Here is a 2,009-nt window from a genome sequence, read left to right on the forward strand (position 1 = left end):
CCACTGTGATCCATATCAGACATCTCAGCAGCTGTTGCAAAGGATGATGTGAGCAAGACTAGCGATGACAAACCAATAAATGGCAGATTTTTCTTAGATATTTTCATAATAAGCCTCATATTTGAAGGTTTGTTAAACAACGGCAACTTCTCGGAACATACCGGCTTCCATGTGATAAAGCAGATGGCAATGCCACGCCCATCGTCCAAATTCACCCGTCACATCAAAGCTAATCTTTTGCGCAGGTTGCACCACAATCGTATGTTTACGTACCTGAAAGTCTCCAGATGGCGTGCGCAAATCACTCCACATACCATGCAAATGCATCGGATGGTTCATCATCGTGTCATTGACTAAGGTAATACGTACGCGCTCGTTTGGCTTAATATTGACAGGGGTTGCATCCTTAAACATGACACCATCTAAGGCCCAAATATAGCGCTCCATGTTACCCGTTAAATGTAGCTCGATCTCTCGGGTAGGCTTACGCTGCTCCGCAAATATGGCCTCATCGACAGAGCGTAATTGACCATAAGTCAAAACCTTTCTATCAATCTCACGCAGATTGATACCGGGGTCATCGAGGTTCATACGTGGACTGTCGACACGCATATCAGATTTAAAGTCATACTCGGTCTTAGCGTGCTTTGCTTTGTAGCCTTTATCACCCATCGCACCCATCATGTCGGCCATGGTCAGCCATTCAATCTTGTCCATCGCAGGTATTGCAGCACGAGCGCCCTTTTTGGTTGCAAGCGTGGTCGCGACATAGCCTGAACGATCGATATTTTGGGCAAATATGGTATGCGCGTCTTGAGTAGGCGTGACAATGACGTCATAAGTCTCAGCCACCCCAATGCGGAAGTCATCAATATCGACAGGTGCGACGTCAATACCATCTGTTGCCACCACCGTCATTTTGAGATCCGGTATACGCACATCAAATATCGTCTGTGCTGAGGCGTTGATAAAGCGTAGTTTGACAGGCTGTCCCGCTTTCACTAGTTGTGTCCAATTGGCTGCTGTGGTCTTACCATTCATCAGATACGTAAAAGTTTTTTCACCAGATAGATCGGTGAAATCCGTTGGCATCATGCGCATCTGATTCCACATTTTGCGCTTATCGAACGCGGTTTTCATATCTGTTTCGGCAATATCAGACAACAGCTTCTTGAAATCTGGCAGATGATAATTGTCAAAATCTGCGCGCTGTTTGAGCAGCTTCAGTAGATTGTGTGGATCGCGGTGTGTCCAGTCACTAAGCACAATAACGTGGTCTTCCTCGATTGGATGACGCTCACGCCCTTTAGGTTCAATCACGATAGCACCCAGCATACCAGTTTGTTCTTGAAAACCACTGTGTGAGTGATACCAATAAGTGCCAGATTGCACCAGTTTGAATGTATAGGTAAAGGTGCTATTTGCAGGAATACCATCGAAGCTAATACCCGGCACACCATCCATCTCAAATGGAACGAGCAAACCATGCCAATGGATAGAGGTTGATTCATCCATCTGATTATGAACACGTATCACCACGGTATCACCTTCACGCATCTTTAGCGTTGGCGCTGGTAGTGAGTCATTAATCAGCGTCGCCATACTCGACTTGCCATTGACGATAACGGGCTTTTTGCTGACATAAAGGTCAAACTCGTTGCCAGTTAAGATGGGTACGATATGGTCAGCTTTATCACTGTTGACAGCTACATCTTGTTGCCCTTTACCGAGCGCACTATTGGCAATAGACGGCAGCGTAGATAGTATGGATGCCCCTAACAAGGTAGAAGATCCTGTTAAGAAACGCCTGCGATTGAACATATTCTTGTTCATAATAATTTACCTAACTTAATCCGTGAAATGGGAGTTGAGTTCATATAACTGTTGGCTCATTAATAGAACAGAATGAGCTATGTAATGCTTTAATCAAACTAGATTTGCTGCTGCGGTGAGTCAATGGTTGCATAAATGGCTGTTGAGCCATCTTTGTTAAGCTGCATCACTTTATA

General features: G+C 44.9%; 1 protein-coding gene. It reads right to left on the reverse strand.

From position 1 onward, the window contains the following. Positions 1 to 132: 132 nt before the first annotated feature. A complete protein-coding gene (locus I6E83_RS14595; protein WP_197102965.1) occupies positions 133 to 1,833 on the reverse strand; it encodes a copper resistance system multicopper oxidase in 1,701 nt (566 codons plus the stop codon). Positions 1,834 to 2,009 lie beyond the last annotated feature (176 nt).

The organism is Psychrobacter sp. SZ93C1 (assembly GCF_015864635.1).
Taxonomy (GTDB): domain Bacteria; phylum Pseudomonadota; class Gammaproteobacteria; order Pseudomonadales; family Moraxellaceae; genus Psychrobacter; species Psychrobacter fozii.

Excerpts from the sequence above, each read along its gene's own strand:
- I6E83_RS14595 (WP_197102965.1), bottom strand. The coding sequence starts at position 1,833 with ATGAACAAGAATATGTTCAATCGCAGGCGTTTCTTAACAGGATCTTCT.